This is a genomic window from Methanogenium organophilum (assembly GCF_026684035.1).
Lineage (GTDB): Archaea > Halobacteriota > Methanomicrobia > Methanomicrobiales > Methanomicrobiaceae > Methanogenium > Methanogenium organophilum.
Genome location: NZ_CP113361.1, coordinates 852,437 through 873,207 on the forward strand (window position 1 = coordinate 852,437; position 20,771 = coordinate 873,207).

General features: G+C 53.8%; 21 protein-coding genes and 2 tRNA genes. 12 read left to right on the plus strand and 11 right to left on the minus strand.

What is annotated here, in order from left to right:
* Window positions 1–6: 6 nt before the first annotated feature.
* Window positions 7–2,322 (minus strand): PAS domain S-box protein, encoded by a 2,316-nt coding sequence (locus OU421_RS04400; RefSeq protein ID WP_268187395.1) that lies wholly within the window; start codon window positions 2,320–2,322, stop codon window positions 7–9.
* A gap of 31 nt (window positions 2,323–2,353) precedes the next feature.
* Here OU421_RS04400 and OU421_RS04405 point away from each other — a divergent pair, with 31 nt between their 5' ends.
* On the plus strand, window positions 2,354–2,539 hold the full coding sequence (locus tag OU421_RS04405) for a hypothetical protein (RefSeq protein ID WP_268187396.1): 186 nt from the start codon (window positions 2,354–2,356) through the stop codon (window positions 2,537–2,539).
* Window positions 2,540–2,890: 351 nt separating this feature from the next.
* Here OU421_RS04405 and OU421_RS04410 read toward each other — a convergent pair.
* Window positions 2,891–2,962 (minus strand) — tRNA-His (locus OU421_RS04410).
* 454 nt (window positions 2,963–3,416) lie between these two features.
* Here OU421_RS04410 and infB point away from each other — a divergent pair.
* Both infB and OU421_RS04420 read left to right on the plus strand, forming a co-directional pair.
* Entirely contained in the window at window positions 3,417–5,222 is a 1,806-nt protein-coding gene (infB, locus tag OU421_RS04415; RefSeq protein WP_268187397.1) for a translation initiation factor IF-2, read from the plus strand.
* Window positions 5,223–5,311: 89 nt separating this feature from the next.
* Window positions 5,312–5,710: a 30S ribosomal protein S6e gene (locus OU421_RS04420; protein WP_268187398.1), complete on the plus strand. Its 399-nt coding sequence runs from the start codon at window positions 5,312–5,314 to the stop codon at window positions 5,708–5,710.
* A gap of 39 nt (window positions 5,711–5,749) precedes the next feature.
* On the opposite strand, the gene OU421_RS04425 is transcribed toward OU421_RS04420, so the two are convergent.
* The 4 genes from OU421_RS04425 to hypB all read right to left on the minus strand — a co-directional run bounded on the left by OU421_RS04425 (window position 5,750) and on the right by hypB (window position 7,839).
* Window positions 5,750–6,220, minus strand: a complete 471-nt coding sequence (locus OU421_RS04425) for a DUF2240 family protein (protein ID WP_268187399.1) — start codon at window positions 6,218–6,220, stop codon at window positions 5,750–5,752.
* Window positions 6,221–6,616, minus strand: a complete 396-nt coding sequence (locus tag OU421_RS04430; protein WP_268187400.1) for a hypothetical protein — start codon at window positions 6,614–6,616, stop codon at window positions 6,221–6,223.
* A gap of 99 nt (window positions 6,617–6,715) precedes the next feature.
* On the minus strand, window positions 6,716–7,093 hold the full coding sequence (locus tag OU421_RS04435; protein WP_268187401.1) for a 30S ribosomal protein S8e: 378 nt from the start codon (window positions 7,091–7,093) through the stop codon (window positions 6,716–6,718).
* A gap of 98 nt (window positions 7,094–7,191) precedes the next feature.
* Window positions 7,192–7,839, minus strand: a complete 648-nt coding sequence (hypB, locus tag OU421_RS04440) for a hydrogenase nickel incorporation protein HypB (RefSeq protein WP_268187402.1) — start codon at window positions 7,837–7,839, stop codon at window positions 7,192–7,194.
* Between the two features lie 54 nt (window positions 7,840–7,893).
* On the opposite strand from hypB, the gene OU421_RS04445 reads away from it, so the two are divergent.
* The 6 genes from OU421_RS04445 to OU421_RS04470 all read left to right on the plus strand — a co-directional run bounded on the left by OU421_RS04445 (window position 7,894) and on the right by OU421_RS04470 (window position 11,398).
* Window positions 7,894–8,157 (plus strand): signal recognition particle subunit SRP19/SEC65 family protein, encoded by a 264-nt coding sequence (locus tag OU421_RS04445; RefSeq protein WP_268187403.1) that lies wholly within the window; start codon window positions 7,894–7,896, stop codon window positions 8,155–8,157.
* Between the two features lie 13 nt (window positions 8,158–8,170).
* On the plus strand, window positions 8,171–8,836 hold the full coding sequence (locus OU421_RS04450; protein ID WP_268187404.1) for a histidinol phosphate phosphatase domain-containing protein: 666 nt from the start codon (window positions 8,171–8,173) through the stop codon (window positions 8,834–8,836).
* 210 nt (window positions 8,837–9,046) lie between these two features.
* A complete protein-coding gene (locus OU421_RS04455; RefSeq protein WP_268187405.1) occupies window positions 9,047–9,280 on the plus strand; it encodes an H/ACA ribonucleoprotein complex subunit GAR1 in 234 nt (77 codons plus the stop codon).
* 6 nt (window positions 9,281–9,286) lie between these two features.
* The gene (locus OU421_RS04460; protein WP_268187406.1) at window positions 9,287–10,297 is read left to right on the plus strand and encodes a transcription initiation factor IIB; all 1,011 of its coding nucleotides are present in this window, start codon (window positions 9,287–9,289) and stop codon (window positions 10,295–10,297) included.
* A 46-nt stretch (window positions 10,298–10,343) separates the two neighbouring features.
* Window positions 10,344–10,415 (plus strand) — tRNA-Ala (locus OU421_RS04465).
* Window positions 10,416–10,588: 173 nt separating this feature from the next.
* Window positions 10,589–11,398 (plus strand): bile acid:sodium symporter family protein, encoded by an 810-nt coding sequence (locus OU421_RS04470; RefSeq protein ID WP_268187407.1) that lies wholly within the window; start codon window positions 10,589–10,591, stop codon window positions 11,396–11,398.
* A gap of 82 nt (window positions 11,399–11,480) precedes the next feature.
* Here OU421_RS04470 and OU421_RS04475 read toward each other — a convergent pair whose 3' ends face one another.
* Both OU421_RS04475 and OU421_RS04480 read right to left on the minus strand, forming a co-directional pair.
* Complete coding sequence (locus tag OU421_RS04475) at window positions 11,481–12,950, minus strand: MFS transporter (RefSeq protein ID WP_268187408.1); 1,470 nt, start codon at window positions 12,948–12,950, stop codon at window positions 11,481–11,483.
* A gap of 408 nt (window positions 12,951–13,358) precedes the next feature.
* Window positions 13,359–13,811 carry a hypothetical protein gene (locus tag OU421_RS04480; protein WP_268187409.1) on the minus strand — a complete coding sequence of 151 codons (453 nt, stop codon included), beginning with the start codon at window positions 13,809–13,811 and terminating at the stop codon, window positions 13,359–13,361.
* Window positions 13,812–13,943: 132 nt separating this feature from the next.
* On the opposite strand from OU421_RS04480, the gene OU421_RS04485 reads away from it, so the two are divergent.
* Window positions 13,944–14,327: a hypothetical protein gene (locus tag OU421_RS04485; RefSeq protein ID WP_268187410.1), complete on the plus strand. Its 384-nt coding sequence runs from the start codon at window positions 13,944–13,946 to the stop codon at window positions 14,325–14,327.
* Between the two features lie 117 nt (window positions 14,328–14,444).
* Here the strand turns inward: OU421_RS04485 and thiL are convergent, their stop codons facing one another.
* The 3 genes from thiL to OU421_RS04500 are packed head-to-tail and all read right to left on the minus strand — an operon-like array spanning window position 14,445 to window position 18,086.
* Window positions 14,445–15,308, minus strand: coding sequence for a thiamine-phosphate kinase (gene thiL / locus OU421_RS04490; protein ID WP_268187411.1), 864 nt, complete (start codon window positions 15,306–15,308; stop codon window positions 14,445–14,447).
* Window positions 15,301–17,232 (minus strand): DUF460 domain-containing protein, encoded by a 1,932-nt coding sequence (locus tag OU421_RS04495; RefSeq protein ID WP_268187412.1) that lies wholly within the window; start codon window positions 17,230–17,232, stop codon window positions 15,301–15,303. Before OU421_RS04495 ends, thiL begins: the two co-directional genes overlap by 8 nt.
* Window positions 17,229–18,086 carry an RIO1 family regulatory kinase/ATPase domain-containing protein gene (locus tag OU421_RS04500; RefSeq protein WP_268187413.1) on the minus strand — a complete coding sequence of 286 codons (858 nt, stop codon included), beginning with the start codon at window positions 18,084–18,086 and terminating at the stop codon, window positions 17,229–17,231. Before OU421_RS04500 ends, OU421_RS04495 begins: the two co-directional genes overlap by 4 nt.
* Before the next feature lie 20 nt (window positions 18,087–18,106).
* Between OU421_RS04500 and OU421_RS04505 the strand changes: the two genes are divergently transcribed.
* Together OU421_RS04505 and OU421_RS04510 are read left to right on the plus strand one after the other, a co-directional pair.
* On the plus strand, window positions 18,107–19,042 hold the full coding sequence (locus OU421_RS04505; RefSeq protein WP_268187414.1) for an ATP-binding protein: 936 nt from the start codon (window positions 18,107–18,109) through the stop codon (window positions 19,040–19,042).
* A complete protein-coding gene (locus OU421_RS04510; protein WP_268187415.1) occupies window positions 19,039–20,769 on the plus strand; it encodes a potassium channel family protein in 1,731 nt (576 codons plus the stop codon). Before OU421_RS04505 ends, OU421_RS04510 begins: the two co-directional genes overlap by 4 nt.
* The last annotated feature ends 2 nt before the right edge of the window (window positions 20,770–20,771 follow it).

The window sequence follows — 20,771 nt, forward strand, 5'->3', positions numbered from 1 at the left end:
TAACCCTCATCCACCGGAAACATACCTGAACTTCCCTTCAGGCACCATGATCTCAAAGCGGGCGCCACCATCCGGCACACCGGTTTCACAAATCGACAGCCCGGTCAGGTCCAGAATTTCACGGGATAAAAAGAGCCCGAGCCCGGTATTCTTTCCAACACCCTTTGAGAAGATCCTCTCTTTCATGTCTGCCGGAATGCCCACACCGTCATCGGCAACAACAATGCACACACCATCCCCACGCTCTTCAAACGAGACCATGACAGCATGCACAGTACCCCCGTGCATTACAGAATTCCCAATCAGATTGGCAAAGACCTTCCCCAACATCCCATCGGCATAAACCTCAAGACCATCGACCGTATTGGTGACCGGAATTACCCCGGCAAACGACCCCGATTCGCGGCGGACGATTGCACCGACATCCTGCCATTCAGGCTCATTCACCCCGAGATCCTCATAATCACGAGTAAAGGTGATAATACGCTCCAGATTGGCCATAATTCCCTTAGCCGCTCCAAAAAAGTTCTTCCACATCTCAGAGTCACCACCATTGTCCTCAATGAGGTCCAGGTACAGATTCATCGACGTAATCTGATTCAGGATGTCGTGGCGTGTAATGCTGGAGAGAATGTTCAGTTTCTTATTTGCCTTCTTCAGGGCGACATCCATCATCTTGAGATCAGTAATATCAAGGAACACCCCCTGAACACCCACGACCATGCCATCTTCCCGGATCGGCCTGCTGGATTCCAGCACCCACCGGACAGTCCCGGTATTTGTCAACAGCCGGAACGTCGATTTAGTTGTAATCCCGGAAAGACGCTCCTGAAAATGCCCCACCAGCATATCCCGATCTGCAGGATAGATAAATTCAATAAAATTTTTACCGATCATGCCGGATGGAGAATAGCCAGCACCCCCCACCAGTTTGGTAACTGCCGGACTGATATAGGTGAAATTTCCTTTGAGATCAAGTCGGAAAATAACCTCATCGATATTTTCCACAAGATCCCGATATTCCTGTTCACGCACCAGAAGGGCCCGTTCCGCCCCCTTGCGTTCCGTTATATCACGGACAATCGAGAGTGCTACAGGCATCCCACCCATCCGGAAAATATTCACCGATACCTCAACAGGCACACGATCCCCCCCCTTCGTCACATGCCGCCATTCAAAGATAAACCGGCCCTTCCCACCAATTTTAGATACAAGTGAAACAAGATTCTCATCAAGAAGAGGATCATTGAGATCAGATATCGACATCCGAAGGAATTCTTCCCGCGAATAGCCCATTCTCAGGGAAGCAGCATCATTGGCTTCCAGAATCTGTCCGGGGATTCCATCCGGCAACAGTGCATGAAGATAGATCATATCATTGGCTGACTGAAACAGCTGATTGTACTTCTCCCTCTCCTGCCGGGCCACCTCCTGTGACTTCCTTACCGCCGTGATGTCAGTACCCTTCTCAACAAATCCACATATCCCACCCTCCTGATCGGTAACAGGACAGGTTGTGATCAGGTATGACCGCCCATCCTCATGAGTAACCTCAGTAGAGACGCTCCTGCCGGATGAGATGACTTCCGGGATTCTGCACTGTTCGCAGGGCCCATCCCTCCCCCACAACACCTCATAACAGTGCCTGCCGACAGAATGGCCAACATCCGTCCCGCGGAGACGGAAAGAAGACCGGTTCGCCCAGACAATGACTCGATCCAGCCCGAAAAATACCATCGGATCATCAGAGGAATCCAAGACCATCTGCAGCACAGACTGGCATGGATCCTGCGGGCAGCAGACCATTGTCTTCGCCACCAGCCTGCGGACAAACCCGGCAAGAGCCACCACCTGTGCCACAGGATCTTCCCCCTTCACGAGATAATAATCAGCACCTGCATTCAGGGCTTCAACAGAGACATCACCAGCACCCGCAGATGTGAAAACGACAAAAGGAGCGCATTTACCCGCCAAACGGGTGGCCTGAAGAACACCGATACCATCTATTGCTGGAAGAGCATGTTCCGATATGATGGCATCATACCTCTTTTTTTGCAGTTTCAGGAGCGCATCAGCAGACGATACTGCGAAATCAACATCAAATCCCCCCGCATCCCGGAGGCATCGTTCAGCCGCATTGAGGAACTGTTCATCATCGTCAATATAGAGGATACGCATACACATCATCCAGGACCAAAACACGCATGTGTCACTAATTATTGTAAGGCTACCATGTTTACCCTTTGGCATTCCGGCAGAAGCAAGCATCCACCCCAGGAAAGGATTTGCCGGGAGCGCCGCATTCAGGGGCGCGCCCCCCATGTTCATCACTCCCGGCACATCCCAAAATTCCATGCAGGAAGTACGATTGCAGATAGGCATTCCCCAAAAATCAGCCACATTTGCATTCCGGATTTTTTCTGAAATTGCCCATAAATTCGGCGAGATAACTGAGCGGATCTATCTTGCCGAATATGCAACCCCACACCAGTACGGAATGATACCCGAAACACTGAAAGACGGACCAAAATTGATGTAAAGAGTCGAACATCGAGGAAAATCAGCACATATAGAGAGAAACGGCTGCGTCCTGATGACGACGATTAACCGGGCGAACCAATTCATGAATACCCCAGGCCACCTGATTGAAGACGAACCGGCCCCACGAAGTCACATGCACTAATGAACCGCATCAGCAGATTCTTCAGCTGCCCATTGTGACCCGATGAGAAAAGACGTGCCGCCCGAGAGAGGGACACAGAACCCCCCATTCCCGGAGGCAGCGTAAGGCTGTGGCCACCTCCATCAAAGGCCCCCCATCCAAACCGTGCGATTACGAACAGCAATTGCTTAGAATTTGTATTACACGAAACAACAAAAAAAACAAAGAGGCCGGGGCCGAGACTTGAACCCGAGTCCAGGGAGCCACAATCCCTGAGGATAACCACTACCCTACCCCGGCAAAATGCCTTTCTTATTTTGACATCCGCGGTAATTAATCTATCTTATTTGATCTGTGAGGGAAAGGAGGGAAGAAAAACCATTTCCAGGCGAAAAAGTGAGAACATACCCACGAAAGGACAGTATTTCAAAAAAATACACAAATAATTCAAAAGGAGGTCGATCCGCACGATAACCTGGCCGGGAGCAGAAAATTCACCACCCCCATGGCGCGGCCATTACACAGACTCTCCCAGTGTCAGAGACAAAACTCTTAACCGAACTGTCACATCCCGAAACACAGAAAAACTGTGCAATTGCCCTATAGGAAGCAAAACTGAAAGACACACACGAACACCATTAATACCTCAGGTGAACTATTTATATGAAAACGCTGCAAAACGGTGCATATACGGAAGAGCGGCGGACGAATTGATAATTTTTTTCTACAATACCAGAGACGGAGGGCAGAACCCATGGCCAAAAAAAAGAAGAAAAATAGTTCAGAAACGACATCATCCATTCGTACACCAGTGGTCTGTGTACTGGGGCATGTGGACCATGGAAAGACATCACTCCTCGACCGGATCCGCGGTTCATCAGTGGTTGACCGTGAGGCAGGCGCCATCACCCAGCACATCGGGGCAACCATCGTCCCTCTCGATGCAATTCAGAAGATGAGCGGCACCACCGGTTCAATGGACTTTGATGTTCCCGGACTCCTGTTTATCGATACACCGGGCCATCATGCCTTCACCACGCTACGCTCCCGCGGCGGGGCACTCGCGGACATGGCCATCCTTGTAGTAGACATCAACGACGGATTCCAGCCACAGACCAAAGAAGCACTTCAAATCCTGCGGAACTTCAAGACACCGTTTGTCATCGCTGCAACAAAGATCGACCGGCTGCACGGCTGGCGCGTGCAGGAGAATGCGCCCTTCATGAAGACCTATGCGGCCCAGAATGAACGGGTGCAGGGGATGATCGAGACAAAGACCTACGAACTGGTCGGCGAACTCGCAGAGATGGGATTTAACTGCGATCGCTTCGACCGCGTGCGGGATTTCGCCCGCAATATCGCGATTGTGCCGGTTTCAGGGATCACCGGCGAAGGCCTTCCGGACCTCCTGATGGTGATGGTCGGTCTTGCACAGCGATATATGACAGAGAACCTCACCCTCTCCACCACCGGGCCCGGCTACGGCACTGTTCTGGAGGTAAAAGAGGAACGGGGGCTCGGCACCACTCTCGATGTCATCCTGATTGACGGCCAGCTGAATGTGGGAGATGAGATTGTGGTCGGAGGAGAACGCGGCGTCATTGAGACAAAGGTCCGTTCACTCCTGAAACCACGCCCCATGCAGGAGATCCTGACAGAAGACCGGTTTGAACGCGTGAAACAGGTGACCGCTGCATCCGGGATCAAGGTCGCAGCCCCGAAGCTGGAAGGCGCAATCGCCGGCTCACCCCTTCGCGTGGTGCGAGACAACCGTGAAGAAATCGTGGATTCCGTCATTCATGAGATGGAAGATATCCAGGTGAACCTCTCTGAAGAGGGCGTATTCATCAAGGCCGACACCATCGGAGCCCTGGAGGCACTCTCCAAGGAACTGGAAGGGAACAATATCCCCATCATGCGGGCAGAGGTGGGGCCTATATCCCGTCATGATATCGTAGAGGTATCAACTATCAGAGATCCCCTCTACTCCGTCATACTCGCCTTCAACACCCCGGTACTCCCGGATGCGATAGACACCCTCGCGGAACATGCGATGGGCCATGTGCGCCTCTTTGAGTCAAGTGTCATCTACCATCTCATCGATGACTACATGGACTGGGAAGAGGAGACACGCCGCCTCATGCACAAGGAGAGTTTCGAAAAACTCATCCTGCCCGCAAAGATTACCCTCCTCCCGGACTGTGTCTTCCGGCAGTCCAACCCGGCAGTGGTCGGCGTCCGTGTACTCGCAGGAAAACTGCAGGCTGGCGTCAACCTTGTTCTCCCGTCAGGGAAGAGAATCGGCCGGATAAAACAGATAAAAATGGGGCAGGAGAATATTAACGAGGCAAATCAGGGTGCCGAAGTGGCAATCTCCATAGAAGGCCCGACAGTCGGCCGCCAGATCGATGTGGGCGATGATCTCTATGCTGAGATCCCCGAACACCACGTCAAGGTTTTGGAGGGTGAGATGACATCCCACCTTACCGGAGGAATGCTTGAAGTTCTTGAGGAGTATACCCGAATTCGGCGGAAAGAACGCCCATTTTGGGGCAAGTAATCCCGGCAGCAACAGCAGGTTGCCCAACCCCACCACTTTTAATAGAATCCGGACAAATATTATAGACACTTTCAAAGGAGCAGTACAATATGGCAGACTTCAAAGTAGTTCTCTCTGACCCGCAGGATGGCATTTCTTACAAGGTAGAAGCCACCGGCGGCATGGCAGGTGCCTTCATTGGCAAGAGCGTAGGCGACATCATTGCAGGCGATGCACTGGGATTCCCCGGATACCAGATCGCAATCACCGGAGCAACCGACAAGACAGGAATTCCCGCACGCCGGGATCTGCCAGGACTTGGTCGCAGGAGACTCCTCCTCGCAAACGGCGTTGGATTTAAGCCAACATACCACGGACAGCGCAGAAGAATGAGCGTGCGTTCAGCAGAGATCAACGGAGACTTTGTCCAGATCAATGCAAAGGTTGTCGAATACGGCGAAAAGAGCCTTAAGGAATACTTTGCCCCTGCAGAAGAGGCAGCAGAGTAATCCTGAAAAATTAAAAATACTTTTTTGCTGATTTTCAATTCAGCAGCCCACACCGCGGAGTGATTCACGCAGTTGGGGAACAAGGTCTTCAAACGGCACACCATACTTTCGTGCAAGGATGACCACACCCGCTTCCGGAAGGAGGAGGCCATCAAAATCTCCACTTGTAATAGCAGTGATCTCTTTTGCCACCTCCTGTTCAGACATACCCCGTGCTTCTGCAATGCGAACCATCAGCGTCTCACAATAATTTTCCTCCTGAAGAAAGATATCATCAGATGGCCGGAACCCCAGAGGGATTTCCACCTCCGCAGGATTGAAGGTAGGGACCAGTGCGCCACCATCGTCCTTCAGAAGGCCCGCACGAATGGCAATTGAAATGAGCGCCCCCGCCTGGTCACGACTCATCCAGCGACGGTCTATAGCAAGAAAATAGATGAATTCGGGACGACGCAGTCGCTCACGATGCATATGCCGAAATGGCGCCGCAACGGCTGTTTGCAGGGACACCTATACCGCACCCTCAATCAGACTCTTCAGATCCAGTGCATCCAGGCCGGTCATTGTACTGGTCTTCACTACCGAACATTCACTGGCCATCCCCACCTCCCGCACACGGAGAAGGAAGACATTCTTCGAACGGGGAATACGCCTGTCTGACATGAGTGTCGTCTCTTTGAGTTCAATCTGAAAATCAGCCGCCTCAGTAATCGAATAAAGCAGATCAGGAATATGATCTATCGGCACAAAGGAGATCTTCTTCTCCGCTACCGCTGCATTAAAATCAATCCGTACCATTTCCCCCCCCGGCGTCCTCCCCGTCTCATGTGTCCCATGTAGGGCACATATTGCGGACACCACATCAATGAACGGGCGCTGGATATCAAAAACCAGATCGTTTCTCATCGGGAAACGGTGGTATATTCTGCGCATTATACCAGTCTTTAGATTATATGCATAATAAAAGCATACCCTTCTCTTGGGATAAACGCAAAAAAAATAGAATTATTCGATAAGCACAGCGTTGATAACGCCGTCCTGACCAGGCCTGCTTACGATACGCGCTTCACCAATCTCAGTTTTGATGATAGCACCCTTTGTAAGAAGGTTCCGCCGCACAAAGTTTGGGTTTGCGGTATTCTGGTCAACAGTATCGATAATTACTCTGCGGGTTTTCCCATCCTTTGGGTTGGCCACGTTTGCGTACTGAGCACGCAACACACGGACCTTCTGGTTCGCCCCGAGGGTGCGGACAATTTTGATACGGTCCTCACCGATATGAGAGTCGGCAGGTGCACTGCCTATCTCGTTTCTCCTCTTACTCCGTGCGTACCGGATTCTGCCTCCGGTTTCTTTCCGAACAGATCTGCCATGCCACTGCATTTAAACACCTGAATTATATGATAATGTATTCAGAAGGGGATGGATTCCCTTCGCTGAAGTCTATAAATATTGCCTTTGTATCTATTTAACTCCACTGATCAGCGGAGAATTTCATCAAGGAGGGATTCCATCCCTTCACCAGTCTTCATATTGGTCCGGAATACCGGCATCTCCGGGTTATACCGGTGAATATCGGTCTCAAGACGTTCAACATCACAGTCAACGTATTCTGCGAGATCCACCTTGTTGATGACCGCGATGGTGCCTTCACGAAACATCATCGGGTGCTTGTTTGCAACATCATCACCCTCAGTTGTGGAGACCACCACGATACGCTTCTCAGCACCGAGGGCAAAATCCGTAGGACAGACCATATTTCCTACGTTCTCGATGAAGAGAATGTCAATCTCATCCAGCGGAAGATGGTCGATGGCATGCTGAACGAGATGAGCGTCCAGATGGCATTCCTTGCCGGTGTTTGCGTTCACTGCAGGAGCGCCGGTTGCGACAATCCGCTGGAAATCATCATCTCCATAAACATCCCCTGCGATGGCACCTGTGTTGAGCCCACGTTCTTTTAACAGAGGCACCAGCAGTTCCACAAGAGAGGTCTTGCCGGACCCAATAGCCCCAAGCAGATCAAACGCACGGATACCTGCTTCGGCAAGTTTCGCATGGTTCTTCTCAGCGAGGCGGTTGTTTGCGTCAAAGATGTCTTTTTCGATACTGACGTCAATGTGGTGCATACTTATAGGTATGACAATGATCGGTTTATACCTTCACAAACACATATACTAACTATGAATCCTGAGCGGACACTCTATCCATGTTACTTTGACGGTGCTCTCACCCGCAGCGAGGGGCGTCGGGTACCACAGGATATGGCACGGGAGACACCAAAAACCAGGGCAATCCACAAGGCTGCAAAGAAATCAGGCCTCTCTGCACGTATTGAGGAAGATGCTCATCACCCTGCATTCTGGTGGAAACAGGAAGGCAGGGTCGTCATCGAATGGCCGGGGACAAAAGAAGAGCTGATTAAAAAAATTGCACGGAAACTCTGAACCCGGACATACCATGTACGATCTTCACACCCATACTATCTATTCCGATGGCGAACTGCTTCCGGCGGAACTTATCCGCCGGGCGGCTGTGATCGGATACCAGACACTCGGCATCACCGACCACGCCGACCGTTCGAACACCACCTCCCTCATTCGGACCCTGGAGCCGATGCGCGAGACTGCCCGTTCATTCGGAGTCCGCCTTCTTATCGGTGTGGAATTAACACATGTCCCCCCCGCCGAGATCCCATTCCTTGCCGGTCTTGCGAAGGATGCCGGGGCCGACATTGTCATCGTCCACGGAGAGACAACCACAGAACCGGTGGCACCGGGTACGAATGCCGCAGCCTGTGCATGTGCGGATGTGGATGTGCTGGCCCACCCCGGCCTGATATCAGTAGCAGAGGCACGCCTGGCACGGGAAAATCAGGTAGCACTGGAGATAACTGCAAGGGGCGGACACAACCGTACGAACGGACATGTGGCCTCCATGGCTCGTGTTGAGGAATGCCTCCTTGCGGTCAATTCAGACTCCCATGCACCGTCTGACCTGATGGGAATGGCAGAACGGGTGCAGGTGGCACGGGGCGCGGGCCTCACCGAAACCGAAAGTGCCCTGGTACTCTCCGGGAAGGCCCTCCCCTTCCTTTCAAAAAAGCCCATAATATCCCTAAAATAGCGTGCATACCAAAATATCGGTCCGAACACCGGCCGTGAGAAATGAAACACAAGAACCATATACCGGGCCTTTGCATGCGAAATATCGTGCATTACCCTTGTTCCAATACATACAATATATAACAATTATGCCATGTTTTAAATACTACGGGAATCAACATATAATAGTTACGAACCCACAGGGTGCCAGATTTTTAGAAGGATTTATATCATGAAGGTTGCTGGTCGAGTTAGAAATTTTTGTGGTGAAAAAACTGTCGTCATGGCAATTGACGCAGGACAACTGCCACGCCTCCACAGCGAGGTTTTCGACCGGAGACGGAAACCTGTCGGAAAACTGGTAGAAGTGTTCGGCAATATCAAATCACCGTATGCCCTTGTTGTCTGCAATGGCGGCCGGTGCGAATGCGAAGTGGGAGACAAATTGTATACAAACACAGGATGAAACATTATGCAGGAAATAGAGAAATTAAAACAACTTCAGTCCCAGCGCGAAGCGCTCAAGAAGCGTACCTCAGAACAGCAGGAGGCAGTCACCTCACGGACAGAGGAGACAACCAAAACAGTCTGTCCGGAGTGTGGCAGCCGCCAGCTGATACAGGACAACGAGCGTGCTGAACTGGTATGTCAGAACTGTGGTCTGGTCCTTGATGACGAGGTCATTGACCGCGGTCCCGAGTGGCGTGCATTCGACCACGACCAGAGGATGAAGCGGTCCCGTGTCGGTGCACCGATGACCTTTACCATTCACGACAAGGGTCTCTCCACGATGATCGACTGGCGGAACCGTGATTCATACGGCCGTGCGATCTCATCAAAGAACCGTGCACAGCTCTACCGGCTGCGTAAGTGGCAGCGTCGTATTCGTGTCTCAAACGCAACCGAGAGAAACCTCGCGTTTGCACTCTCAGAACTGGACCGGATGGCTTCCGCCCTTGGTCTGCCGCGTAACGTCCGCGAGACAGCGGCAGTCGTCTATCGTGACGCGGTCGACAAGAACCTCATCCGCGGTCGTTCCATTGAGGGTGTCGCCGCAGCAGCGCTCTACGCGGCATGCCGTCAGTGCAGTGTCCCGCGTACCCTCGACGAGATTGCGGAAGTGTCCCGTGTCTCCCGGAAGGAGATCGGCAGGACCTACCGGTTCATCTCCCGTGAACTCGGATTAAAACTGCTCCCGACTTCACCGATTGACTACGTCCCACGGTTCTGCTCCGGTCTGAACCTCAAAGGCGAAGTGCAGTCCCGTGCGGTGGAGATTCTCCGGCAGGCTGGCGAGCGTGAACTGACAAGCGGACGGGGCCCCACCGGTGTCGCCGCAGCGGCTATCTACATCTCCTCCATTCTGGGCGGCGAACGCCGGACCCAGCGGGAAGTGGCAGAGGTTGCAGGCGTCACGGAAGTGACCATCCGGAACCGCTACAAGGAACTTGCAGAGAAACTCGACATCGAGATCATCCTGTAGATTGATATTCACCCCCAACCAATACTATTTTGGAATTTTTTCCTATGGGCCTGTAGATCAGGGGTAGATCGCTACGTTCGCAACGTAGAGGCCGCGGGTTCAAATCCCGCCAGGTCCATCGCTTTTCTTTCACGGATTGCAGAAGAGATTTTTATCAGGCAAATACAGATCATAATCTGAAATGATGATCTGCTGTCAGGGAACCAGGACTTCTGAGAGGGGGGGCCAGCCCTGAATCCGCCCTTTCTCGATATCGGGTATCTTGCGGTCTTCGTCTTTGTGGTGGCGGGCATGGCCTCGGTTGGTCTCAGCCTTACCCCAAAGGAGATTCTGCTGCCGTTTCAGAACCGGCGGCTGCTTGCGGCATCACTTCTCGCCAATTTTATCCTGGTCCCGCTCTTTGCATACCTCCTCCTTCTGTTCTTCCCACTGGGAAAAGGGATGGCGACCGGCCTCATCATCGTGAGTTTTGCCGCAGGGGCACCGTCCCTTCCGAAGATTGCCGAGCTGACCCGGGGTAATGTCGCATATGCTGTGGGTCTTATGGCGCTTCTTATGGTCGCAACCGTCGTCTGGCTCCCGCTTGTGATCCCCTTTGCCCTGCCGGGGATAGCCGTCAATCCGGCTGCAACCGCATACACCCTGATCATTTTCATGCTCATCCCCCTCGTCGCCTGCCTCGGCATCCGGATGCGGCATGAAGCGTTCGCAAAGAAGGTGTACCCGGTGATGGACGCCATCACAAATCTATCAATTGTGGCCATCTTTGTTATCTTCGGCATTGCCTTTCTCTCCCGGCTGGGAGACTTCTTCAACGCGTTCACCGGCACCGGTGCGGTGGTGATGGCGGTCATCTTCGTCATCGGTGCATGGGGCATCGGATACCTGACAGGCGGCCCGGTGCGTGAGGAACGGACCGTTCTTGGCTATGGGACGGGTTTTCGGAATGTATCTGCGGCTCTACTGGTCGTCACTGCCAATTTCACCGAGCCTACCATCATCCTCATGGTCCTCGCGATCACGATCTTCGGTGTTGTTATCTGCGGCATCATGGTGGGGGTGCAGTACTGCCGCTGTCTTCAGGCAGATTCACCGGTCTGAGGAGAGAGGGGAACGATATTCCGAACAGGAGAAGGAGGAAAACCTAGAGCAGGGGCAGGTATTTCCTGAAAAATTAAAATGTCTACACCATCATCCCGGCCTCTTCATTCTCACATTCCACCACATTTTCCGGGTCGGGGGTGAAGAATGAGAGAATGATGACGATGAATGCCACAACCGCCCCCACAAAGAACGCAATGTCAAACGCACTGGCCAGAGCGCCTTCCAGAAGCTGCGGCTGGCTGGCAAGCGCCCCTTCGGTCAGTCCTTCGAGATTGGTAATGCTGATAAGGGACTGTATGAGGGCCAGTTCAAAGATAACAATGCCCACGGTGGCCCCGGCATTGCGCTCTGTGGTGGCGAGACTGGAGACCATACCCTGTTTCTCCCGCGGGGCAAGGCACATAATTTCGCTCGTGTTGGGGGAGTAGTAAAAGCCGAGGCCGAACCCCAGCAGGGCAAGAGTGAGGACAATAACCACCGTTGAGGTTGCCACTCCAAAGGTAGAGAGCAGGAGGAAAGATACCAGATAAATGGCCGACGCGCCAACACAGAGTTTACGGGGGCCAAACCGGTGGTAGAGGGCACCGGATGCAGTCCCGCCAAGCATCAGGGTAACAGAGGGCACCGTCAGGAAGATACCGGCGACCATCGTTGACATCCCCTGCACGTACTCGAGGAAGAAGGGGAGCAGGAAATTTGATCCACAGTAGGCAAACATCATCAGGAGAGCACCGAGGTTGGCGAAGAGGAAGTCACGCCTCCGGTAGAGCTGCAGATCAAGCAGGGGATCGGGTGCACAACGCTCCCGCCGAATGAAGAGGAACACACCCACGATAAAAATGACGCCTGCCGTGATAATCGGCGGGGAGGTGAACCCAAGGGCCACACCAAGGTTCAGGGCATAGATGAGGGATGCGAGCGTGATAAAGAGAAACAGCGCCCCCTGCCAGTCAAACTTTACTGTCGTCTCACGGGCAGGCAGGGAGGGGATGACCGCCGCACCGAGGAGACAGGCGAGGATGCCCACCGGAACGTTGATTAAAAAGATCCAGTGCCAGGAGAGCATTTCCGTGAGAATCCCGCCCAGAAACGGTCCTGCGGCAACACCGAGAGACGACATCGTCACGACAAACCCGATGGCCTTTGCACGCGAACCAGCCGGCAGAAAGACCGAAACCATGGCCATGCTGATAGCGCCTAACATCGCACCGCCCACTGCCTGGAGGGCACGGGAACCGACCAGCGTGAGAAATGACGGGGAGAGAGCACAGAACAGTGAACCTGCCGCAAAGACCAGAAAACCAGACAGAAAAATCCGGCGAAACCCGATCCGGTCTGAAAGTTTCCCGAAGATCATCAGACAGCTGGTGAGTACCAGCAGGTACATGGTCGAAACCCAGGATACGAGTCCCGTTGAAACATCAAATGAGGTGGAGATAGTCGGCAGGGCGATATTGACGATAGAACTGTCCAGTGCGCTCATAAACGCAGCGATGGATATTGCAAAAAGCAGTAATTTCTGGTTTGTTACCTCTGTAGGAATTTCCATGGGGGGGCTCCGATTTTCGTATCAAACGGTTGTTTCCGGGGATATTTGAGAGTTGTTTTTTGGAAGTGATAAATCCCAGCCACCCGGATACCTGTATCATCAGGTCCGGATTTCGTAGGTTACACCGATTCCGGAAAAAGGAGATTACTGCAAAGGTTATTTAGATGGAACAGCCTGAACGAGTGTTCTGATAAAAAGCCAAAAACAATACAGGACAAACATCTCCAAAATACACATACAACTCATACCAGACATATTCAAAGAATCGTATCTCTTTAATCTGATGCGGATCTCCGCACCACAATCATTGACCCTGCAACCAACCTTCCCGGCGCTGGAGCCTAAAAAATGGGAAAAAATACCAGAACGGGACGTTCAGCCGTAATATCACGCTGACCAGTACCACATTCATATAAGATGCTGAGGGCAGCGGTATACTCCCCAGATAATTCCCACCATCGCGAGGACGGCCGCCATGATGGAGAGACCATGTACCATATTTGAATAGAAGGGGACCCGCACCAACCAGGAAAATCCGCCCATTACATGAGTTATCGAGACGACAGCCAAAAGGGCAACGGTAAAGGGATAGACACAGGTGCCGCACAGTGTCCGCAGGGCCAGGTACGAGAGGAGATAATAGGACACAGCAATGCCCACCACCACCAGTGGTACGAAGCCGTACACCGCAGCTGTCCGTGCGATCGGCGAAAACTCATACCTGAGAATTTCGTCCAGACCATGCGCAAACACAAACGTCAGAGTATAGTCAGCTATCACCGAAAGGGCCGGGAACATGGCAAGGACCCGGATATTATCGTATATGCAGTTCCTGTCAGACCGAACACAATACATCTTCAATCCATCACCCGAATGATGCCGTATTACTGACTGCTGCGGATCGTTGAACAATGGTTCATGCCTATTTGATCTGCAGAGTCACGCTGCATATACCTCCATCACCATATTTAAACAATCGTACCAAAAAAATACGTGAATGCCCTCAAAAAACAGTATATCCCTCAATTATTGCAGTTTATTTTGAAAAAACATACTCCCCGGTCTTATGAATTCTATGAAATACCATATTTTTACCAAATTTTTTGTATCAGAAGGAATTTGAACGGAGATGAGGAAAAAAAGCCGGACACGGGAAAAACGTCGGGAGAACTTCTCGCCCACATGCTGGTGAAGGCAAAACAGGGCCTGCATTATAATGTAAGCGTCCTTGACTGGGAGGAATACCACACTGTACAGAAATGTGAGACAGAAAACGAATATGACATCTGGTTCTTCCCCGTCATGGATGAAACAGGAAAGAGATACGGTGCCACAAACATTTTCACTGACACCAGCATCCGGATGAGACCCTCCTAATGTTTCAGGAACAGGTCATACTGATCCCACGAATTGAAGCAGCATTATCTGTACAACGGAACCAGAGTGAATTTATGAAAACAGTAAGATCCTAATATTCGTTTTTCTTACCTCACCTCACTCCCAGTAATGCGCATACCCCGCCTTCGCAAGCGGCTCGCCGTCCAGATACACCCCTTCCCCTTCTGCAACCCGCCCGATGCAGGTGGCATCCACCCCTGCAACCGGGAACACATCCTCCGGACAGGTGAAGAGCAATCCAAAATCGCCGCCGCCGAAGAGGGCGTAACGAGCCGCATCCTCAGCCGGAACGCCACCAGGCCGGGGAATCGCCGCCTCATCCACATCCATCCGCACCCCGGATGCCTCCGCGAGGTCATGCAGGGATATGGAAAGGCCATCAGAGACATCCATCATCGCCGTCGCTCCGGCACGCCCGAGGGCCTGCCCCTCAAAGACACCCGGCCGGGGCGTAATGAGGGCCTTCCAGTACTCGGGATACCCGTCCAGCCCGGCCTGTGCCCGGCCGGGAATGCCGGTGATGGCAACGACATCTCCGGGCTGTGCCCCTCGCCGCCGCACCAGACCGTCACGGGAGACCCGCCCGAGACCGCTTGAGACAAGCGTGCACTCGGAATGGGCGTCCATGTCGCCGCCCATCAATCGGCATCCGTATGCACGGCAGCACGCATCCGCACCACGGGTGATCTCCTCCACCCGCTCTGCACGGTCCACACCCACTGCTAAGAGAAGGGCAATGGGGGCCGCCCCCATCGACGCCACATCCGAGAGCGTGACCGCGGCAGCCATCCAGCCGCACTCATAATCCGTTATCCCTTTCGGGAAATCGGTCGTCTCATGGAGCATATCGGTTGACATCACGAGATAATTCTCGCCATCTTCGATGACCGCACAGTCATCGTCTGTCGCATCCGACCCGATGATCGCCCGAATCGCTTTAACGAGCGCCCGGTCATCCATCCCGCTTCACCTCACGTTCCCTCTCCGTCCGGTACTCCCGGAAAATTGACTCAATCATCTCTGACTTCTTCCCCTGTTCATAGCGGGCGATCTCTTTCTGCCACGCCTCCTCTGCTGCCGCAAACCGGGAGGCGTCCGCACTCCCCACCGGGCCGCGGACCTCAAGACCAATCGCCTTTGGGTGAAGTAAAACAATACCTCGCTCAAGGCAGGCGTCTTTCAGCCGCTCGTCACCATCGCCGACAAGGGCACGAATCCGCATCTCCGCCAGCGTATCAAGCACCGTCGTTCCCCATCCTGCGGTCGTCTTCACCGTGATGATGTCACCTTCCGCAATCCCGAAATCGGCATCCACCTGACGAATCGCATCACGGGAGAGAGACTCTGTTGCCTTTACCAGCAGACGGTCATCACCCGTCTGGCTCGTTGCCAGCCTGCGAAGGCGGTCCACCTGTTTTCTCAGTTTCTTTGTTCTGCGTTCCTCACGCCGGAGCTTCTTCTTCTGGTTCGCAATGATCGTATCAAGCTTTGCGACCTCGGCATCCTTCCGGAGAGACCGGCTTTCTTTGCCCCGTTCCCTCTCCATAAGAGCATTCAGGCGGGCAATCTCCAGATCCTTTGCTTCCCCCTCCGCCTGCAGGTCTGCGACATGCCCCCGCAGGGACTTCACCATGCCGTCAAGCTGAAGGAGCCGGTCGTCCCGCGGACCGGGGGCAGGAACTTCCTCCCCCTCTTCCTCCTCAACAGGGGACGGTACCTTTTTTCCGAGGATCTGCTCTAATGAGAGGCCCCGGACAACACCCGCCCGCACCTCATCCATGTCATGGCCTGCGGGCACCCGTTTTGTGACATTCCGGAACTTCGGCTGATAGGCACGGAACGCATCCATTGCGGCCGAGAGAGAATCGCGTTCATGATCATTTCCGTAGGGAATATCACCGCAGAGGGCTTTTTTCTCCTCCACCGTCCGGTCTGCCTTCGGGGTGTAGGCCACCGCTGAGAAGGCACGCCGGATCCGCTCCACCGAAGCCGGCATTGGGTGAACATCGGTCGCCACCACGAGCGGCCGGCCCGCAGTATAGAGCGCCTCAATCACATCCGGCATTGCCATCGTCCGTGAGCTCTTCACGAGCACCGGTTCGCCATCCAGCGTGACCGCCGCAATACCCACCGTCGTCCCCGGATCTATCCCCACAAAGAGATAGCGTTGCCCGCCGCCCCGTGTCCGGTAACGGATACGGTCAAGCCGGCGGCCCGCCACCTTCACCTGTACATCGGCGGAGCGGACATTTCTGACCGGCACGTCCTCACGCGGGGAGGACACAACAAAATGCACCCGCCCGAGACCACCGAACGCCTTCACCTCCTCGGTGATATACGAAAGGCCCTGTTCCCGCAGGGTCTCCTCGACCTCGCGGGCTGTCTGCCGCACCGCACCATGCACCTTGCGGGCATACCGGTTCTGGCTCCACCCTCCTTTCCCGAGTGAGCGGCCACGGGAGACAGTGACATCAGTCGTATTCTCGAAGGCCACCACTTCCGCACCGCCACCGAGTTCAGCGACAACAGCAGACGCCCGTGCCTCGGCAAACGGGTCAAACCGGTTGAATTTCAGATTGTAGCGGGCAGCCACCCGCGGCAGGGACTCCTGTTTCTCCCCTCCGGTGGACTGCACGAGCATCGTCCGGGGCGGCAGAGACTGTAAAAACGAAAAAAGGGCTTTCTGGTCGCGGGCAATCTCCTGCACCGAGTCGACTGCAAGAATATCGGGCTCCTCGCGTGCAATCAGGCGAAGCAGACGGAATACAGAGACCTCGGTGGTCTCGCGCTCCTCGCCATCATCACGGATGACAAGGGCAAAGCGGGGTCGCTCACCCCGCGATCGAACCGAACCATGAATGATATCGATCCCAAATACCTTCACCCGACCACCTGCGCAAGCGTCTCCTCCACCGACGCATCGACCCGGTATTTCCGGGAAAAGTATGTACACAGATTGGTGATGTCACGCAGCAGGGTCTCCTCTGCGGTCGGGTGTGTGGGGTCAATCCACTGCGGCCAGTCAATCAGCCAGACATCCTTCCCGTCCACCATAATATTGAATTCAGAGAGATCGCCGTGTATATAGCCAAGGTGGTAGGCTTTCGCCACATTCTCCACCACTGATGCAAATACATCATCCGGATTCTCCAGGGTCGCCTGGACAATGGGCACCCCGTGGATGAACGTCATCACCACCAGATTGCGGTTGATGTCCACCGGCACCGGCACCGATACATCTGCGTGCAGGGCGGTGAGGGCGTCATACTCCTGCCGGGCCGAGTACGTGGAGGCAAAGATCCACGGGAAATGTTTGTACTGCGGCATATAGGTCCGCGATCGCCGAACCGTCTGGAACGACTGCTGACCAATCCGATGGAACTTCAGGGCAACGACACCCATCCCCATCGCCTCGTATACCGCCGCCTCTTTTCCGACGCCAAGGAGGCATCCGAGGGAGGATACCGAGCCTTTGCGCACCGCACCGTGCAGGGCAAGGGCATCAAACCCGGTGAAGACCATCTGGTATCCCTTGTAGGGTACGGAACTGCTCTTCACCATATCCCGCTCCATCAGGTGCCCGAGGCGATAGTGCAGTTCAGACTCGGAGAGCTTTGTCTGGTGGCGTAGCACATCCTCCGGTACCCAGCGGTAGCGTTTCATCAGGCGTTCCAGGGAGAGCAGGATCTTTATCTCAAAGCGGTGAAGGTCACGCACATCATCTGCACAGAGTGGCATTATTGTAGTATGGGTTTAACATGAGAGATGATATATCTTTGATTGACGTCCACATGAATTGCTCAAAATGCCGCCGGGAGGCGGTCATCTACCAACGGTATTCAGGAATGCATCTCTGCGCCGAACATTTCACAGAGAGCGTGGAGTCCCGGGTAAAACGGGAGATCAGGAGACACCGGTGGATAGAACACGGCGATACGATAGGTGTGGCCCTCTCCGGGGGGAAGGATTCCACCTCCCTCCTGCATTTTCTCATCAAAACCTTCGGTCATCGTCCGGATATAGAGATCCATGCAATCACCATCGACGAGGGGATCGCAGGATACCGTGACCTCACAGAGACGGAAGAAATTATCCGCCGCTACGATGTCCCGTGGCATACGGCATCCTTTGCAGAGGAATATGGCATCACCCTGGACGGCATCGTGGCGGGCCAGGGAGATGACCGGCGCTCATGCTCCTTCTGCGGGGTGTTGCGCCGCCGGGTGGTAAACCGCATCGCGAGGGAAGCCGGATGCACGAAACTAGCATTCGGGTTCAACCTCGATGATGAAGCACAGTCGGTGATGATGAACGTCCTCCGGGGCGACGCCGAACGCCTCACGATGCCGCAACGGGAAAATCCGGGAATGATCCCCCGGATCCGACCCTTCGCTGTCATCCCGGAACGTGAAGTCGCCCTCTACGCCCACCTGCATGTCGGCCCGCTTGCAGACCATGGCTGCCCCTATGCCCATAACGCCCTCCGGGGGGATGTGCGACGGCTCCTGAACGAATATACCTGGCTGCACCCGTCCACCAAATTTGCGGTCCGGACCCTGGGAGAAGAACTGCAGGGTCTGGGCGCAGGACCCGCTGTGACGCCTGAAATGTGCCCGCGATGCGGCGAACCGGCATTCGGCACCTGCCGGACCTGTGCGGTTCTTGATGAAGTTGCAGGAGGTAAAAGCCGATGAAACCCCCTGAGAGGCTGCGGCATATCATGCAGGGGGCAGTCCCGCAAAAGCGCCTGCGCATCTACGTGAGTGCCCTTGTCGCTCAGATAATCATCTATGCACTTCTCATCTACCTCCTGATCCCATTATTCGAAGGCTACACACTCACCCCGTTGGAGTCCCTCTACTTCGTGGTCATGACCATCTCAACCGTAGGGTATGGGCTTACCTTCCCGATTGAAAGTGACTTTACGCATCTGCTTGTCATCATCATCATCGTGTGCGGCGTGACCACGGTTCTTTTTATCATCCCGGCCCTTCTCGGCCCATATCTGGAACGTGCCTTCCGGGCAGGCCCGCCACGGCGGACAACAATACGGCCGGACGGTCACACCATTGTGGTCGGCTTCAACGAGGTGACACGGTCCCTTATCCACATGCTCTCTATAGCGGAAAATGACATCATTCTCGTTGAAGAAAATGAAGAACGGGCAAAAGCGGCACTCCGGATGAAAAGGGACATCCCACAGGTCATCTGGGGCGAATATAATGAAGATGAGACCTGGAAGAATGCCTGGATTGCCAAGGCGGACTATGTCATCATCGATGAAGAGGAGCACACCGCAGCAAAGATCATTTTAGGCATCACGTCCATGACCGATGCGAAAATAATCACCATCGTCGAAGACATCACCAAGGACCGCTTCCTCCGGTATGCCGGGTCAGAGTACATTCTCTCTCCAAAGAACGTGACCGGAAAGAGTCTCGCCCGCTATGCCATTCCCGGTCCGTTCTTTGAGACCATCTATGACGAAAACCCATACTGCACTCTCCAGTCTGCAGAAACCGAAGAATCCGGAGATGATGGTGATAAACGCAAGATATTCATGCTCCCGGTTCTTGAGGCATTCCGGTTTGTCGGCCATACCGTCGGCGATATAAACCAGAATGACGAACACCCGATTGAGATTGTTTCGTACTGGAAGGGGCATGACTTTGTGATGTACCCTGACGAGAGCGAAGTCATCGATAAGTCGATGATCCTCTTTGTGCACGGAGTTGAAGGAGATGTTCATGCCACTCTCGACGAGAGCATCGCCCCAGGAAAAGGCGACGCCTATGCAGTCATTGTCGGATTCGGCCATATAGGACGGACAGTGTATAGAGAACTGGAGGAGATCGGTATCCATGCGACTGTCATCGAGTCGCGGGGAGGTGATATCCCCGGCATCCATGGTAGTGGAGAGTCGGAAGCAGACCTTATCGCAGCAGGCATCACCCACGCCTCGGTCTGCATCATCGCGACGTCTGACGATGATGTCAATATATTCAGCACCCTGATGGCACGGACCCTCAACCAGAAGATGCGGGTACTCTCGGTTGCAACCGAACCGGAATCAGTCGAGAAACTCTACCGGGCAGGGGCTGATTATGTCGTCGATCTACCCACTCACGGGGCCATTCTTGCAGCAAACATCGTTCTTGCAGATCTCATCCATCTCATCCTTGACCTCCCCGGTGAAGAGGGGCGTGAGATTGCAGCCAAGCATATTATGAATAAAGTGCCCCTTACGGTAGATGGGATAGAGACACAGTCCGGTGTGAAGGTCATCGGATTCCGCGGCCGCCATAAATATGTGATACACCCGGAAAAGAGCCAGATACTCATGGAAGGGGATGAGGTCATCGTCATAGGCAGCCGGAATGAACTTAAAACCTTCATCCGTATAACATCATCAGGAGAATGAAA